The 3,590-nt window shown below is 64.6% G+C and carries 4 protein-coding genes; all 4 read right to left on the bottom strand.

Annotated features, from left to right (window positions below; translation table 11 throughout):
• Window positions 1-26: 26 nt before the first annotated feature.
• Entirely contained in the window at window positions 27-1,193 is a 1,167-nt protein-coding gene (dapE, locus tag C2U70_RS31640; protein ID WP_140982552.1) for a succinyl-diaminopimelate desuccinylase, read from the bottom strand.
• Between the two features lie 17 nt (window positions 1,194-1,210).
• Window positions 1,211-1,783, bottom strand: coding sequence for a DUF805 domain-containing protein (locus C2U70_RS31635; protein ID WP_140982551.1), 573 nt, complete (start codon window positions 1,781-1,783; stop codon window positions 1,211-1,213).
• A 73-nt stretch (window positions 1,784-1,856) separates the two neighbouring features.
• Window positions 1,857-2,489 carry a DUF805 domain-containing protein gene (locus C2U70_RS31630; RefSeq protein WP_140982550.1) on the bottom strand — a complete coding sequence of 211 codons (633 nt, stop codon included), beginning with the start codon at window positions 2,487-2,489 and terminating at the stop codon, window positions 1,857-1,859.
• A 129-nt stretch (window positions 2,490-2,618) separates the two neighbouring features.
• Window positions 2,619-3,464 (bottom strand): 2,3,4,5-tetrahydropyridine-2,6-dicarboxylate N-succinyltransferase, encoded by an 846-nt coding sequence (dapD, locus tag C2U70_RS31625; protein WP_140982549.1) that lies wholly within the window; start codon window positions 3,462-3,464, stop codon window positions 2,619-2,621.
• Window positions 3,465-3,590 lie beyond the last annotated feature (126 nt).

Genomic DNA, 3,590 nt, shown 5'->3' with positions numbered 1-3,590 from the left:
AGAACGGGGAGAGGGGGAGAGAGACCTTACCCAAAATACCGCGTGAGTATCCCCCGATACACCTTCGTCAGTTGCTCCAGATCCTTCACCGGCGTGCGTTCGTCGATCTGGTGCATGGTCTGGCCGACGAGGCCGAATTCGATCACCGGGCAGTAGCCGGAAATGAAACGCGCATCCGAGGTGCCGCCGCTCGTTGACAGTTCCGGCTTGCGTCCCGTCACCTCCTCGATCGCGGACACCGCGAGATCGGTGAACGGGCCCGGCTTGGTGACGAACACGTTGGAGTTCGACGGCTCCCAGACGATGCGGGCCTTGATGCGGTTGCCGCAGGCCTTTGCCAGCCGCGTCTCGACCAGCTCGCGCAAGCTCGCCTGCGTGTGGTTGTCGTTGTAGCGGATGTTGAACTTTGCGCGGGCCTCGCCGGGGATGACGTTGCTCGCCTTGTTGCCGACGTCGACCGAGGTGAATTCGAGGTTCGAGGCCTGGAACTGCGCGCTGCCATGGTCGAGCGGCTCGTCGGAGATCGCCACGATCAGGCGCGAAATATCTGGCACCGGATTGGCGGCGCGATGCGGATAGGCGACATGGCCCTGCACGCCATCGACGACGAGCGTGCCGGATTGCGAGCCGCGGCGGCCGACCTTGATCATGTCGCCGAGCGTCTCGACATTCGAGGGCTCGCCGAGCACGCAATGATCGAATTTTTCGCCGCGCTCGGCCGCCCATTGCAACAGCTTGATCGTGCCGTTGATCGAGACGTCTTCCTCATCGCCCGTGATCAGGAACGAGATCGAGCCCTTGCCATCGGCGCGCGGCTTGCCGCCGTTGGCGGCAAGATGTTCCAGCACGGCTGCGGCCGAGCAGGCGATACCGCCCTTCATGTCGACCGCACCGCGGCCGTGCAGAAAACCGTCCTTCACCTCGCCGGAAAAAGCGCCGACGCTCCAGGCGCTCTCGTCGCCGGGCGGCACCACGTCGGTGTGGCCGGCAAAGGTGAGGTGCGGGCCTTCGGTGCCGATCCGCGCATAGAGATTGTCGACGTCGGCAAAGCCAACCTCGCTGAAGGTCACGCGGTGGCAGGTAAAGCCGGCTTCGCCCAGGAGCTTCTCAAGCACCCCGAGTGCACCGGCATCGGCCGGAGTCACGGAGGGGCAGCGGATGAGGTCAGAGGCAATGGAAACAGCATCGGTCATGCGCCCGACTTAACACGTCATTGCGGCGGCAGGCCAGCCTTGTGCGCACCCAATTCGAGCTCGTGGCTTTGCGTCCAGCCGAGCTCGCTTGCGGGCGAGACGAAGAGCGGATTGGCGCCAAAACGGTTGGTCTTGCGCGAGCCGCGGAAGAACAGCAGTTCGATGCCGCCCCAGGTCGCGAGCACGAACGAGATCAGGCCGAGCACGAAGCCGATCGTGTCGTTGTTGATCCGGTCCAGGAACTGGTTGATCAGGCCGGGCAGGACGAAGAAGGGAAGGAACCACCAGGCGTTCTTGTCGCGATCATGGAGCCGCTTGATGGCGGCGGCAGCGAACACCCAGGTGAACAGCGGCGTGCCGACCAGCTTGACCAGGATCAGCGGAAAGTCGGCGCGCGACAGCGTGCGATAGGTGGCGGGGTCGACGACCTTGAAGATGTCCTCGACCGAGAAGCCGAACTTGCGGGCGCCGAACGCCACGACGATGGCGGCCATGACGGCCATCCAGCCGACGATGATCAGCCCGGCCAGCCAGAACTTGGCGCGGTTGATGCGGCCTTTGAAGCTGAAGAGATACCAGGCCCAGTCCATGACAAAACCTCCGGGGCGGCGCAATTGCCCGGGAATTTGTCGTAATAGGGGGATGGCCGGTTCGATGGAGCATCTATGCGCGCCGCATGCCGCCCGGCGGGCCGGCACTGGGCGGGATGAGTTCGATCTCGCGTTGCTGCTCCCAGCCGGGCGCTCGCGCGTGGGCGTCCGTCTCCGCGTCAGCCAGCGGATCGGGGCCGAAGCGGTTGGTGCCCGGAGTGCCGCGCAGAAGGAACATTTCGACGAGACCCCACAGCCACAGCAGGAAGACGCCCCAGTCGATCGGCACGAACCAGTTGGCGTCGGGCGTCAGGTCCGAGAAATGAAACAGCAAATTGGGGATGAAGAAGAACGGAATGATCCACCAGCCGCTTCTGGTGCGATCGTGCAGCCGTTTGATCGCGGTCGCGAGGAATATCCAGAGGAACAGCGCCGTGCCGAGAATCTTCAGAATCAGGGTCGGGCGGTCGGCGGATGATAGCTCGCGGTAGGCGCGCGGATCGACCACCGCAAAGAGGCCGTCGAGGCCGAAGTCGAAATCGAAGTCGAGCTTGATCTTGAAGGTGGTGGCCCCTTCGATCATTCCAATGACCTGACCGATGAGCCCCAGCAACCCCGCCAGCAACGCAACGATCAGCAGCGCCTGCCACAGCAAGGCACGGTTGATGCGGCCGTCGAAGCGGAACAGGTAGGTGATCCAGTCCATGGCAAAAGTTCCGGGCGGCGGAGGCCACCCGGAGATTGGTCGCGATGGGGGGAGGGAGGGTTCGAATTGCCCCTCAGTGTCGTCCCGGCGAACGCCGGGATGACGACGATGAGGCCGCGCCCGCCGAACTCAGTCCCGCAGCAGCTCGTTGATGCTGGTCTTCGAGCGCGTGCGCTCGTCGACGCGCTTGACGATGACCGCGCAGGCGGTGCTCGGGCCCATCTGGCCGTTCTTCATGGGCTTGCCGGGAAGCGCGCCGGGAACGACGACGGAGTATTCCGGCACTTCGCCGATGAAGACTTCGCCGGTCTCGCGGTCCACGATCTTGGTCGAGGCGCCCAAAAAAACGCCCATCGACAGCACCGCGCCCTTGCGCACGATCACGCCTTCGGCGACCTCACTGCGCGCGCCGATGAAGCAATCGTCCTCGACGATCACGGGCTCGGCCTGCAGCGGCTCGAGCACGCCGCCGATGCCGACGCCGCCGGAAATGTGCACGCGCTTGCCGATCTGCGCGCAGGAGCCGACGGTCGACCAGGTGTCGATCATGGTGGCTTCATCGACATAGGCGCCGAGATTGACGAAGGACGGCATCAGCACGACGTTGCGCGCGATGAAGGCCGAGCGGCGCACGATCGCGCCGGGCACCGCGCGAAAACCGGCGTCGCGAAAACGGTTCTCGCCCCAGCCGTCGAACTTCGACGGCACCTTGTCCCACCACGAGGCCTTGCCGGGGCCGCCGGGAATGGCGGCCATGTCGTTGAGGCGGAACGACAGCAGCACGGCCTTCTTCAGCCACTGGTTGACCTTCCACTTGCCGCCGGCCTCGCGCTCGGCAACGCGCGCCTCGCCCTTGTCCAAAATCTCCAGCGCGTGGTCCACGGCCTCGCGCACCTCGCCCTTGGTCGAGGTCGAGATGCCGTCACGCGCGTCGAACGCGCCGTTGATGGTGGTTTCGAGGGATGCAAGCGACATCGGGATTTCCTCAGAGGCAGACGGGAGTTTGCGGTGATTTGGAGCGCTTTTTCGGGATTTGGAAGGAGAGAGTCAAGGCATACTCCGCGGTCGTGCTGGACAAGGTGCGGTAGCCCGGATGGAGCG

Origin of the sequence: Bradyrhizobium guangdongense, assembly GCF_006483445.1 — a bacterium.
Lineage (GTDB): Bacteria > Pseudomonadota > Alphaproteobacteria > Rhizobiales > Xanthobacteraceae > Bradyrhizobium > Bradyrhizobium guangdongense_A.
This window is presented reverse-complemented; position numbering and strand designations above follow the sequence as displayed.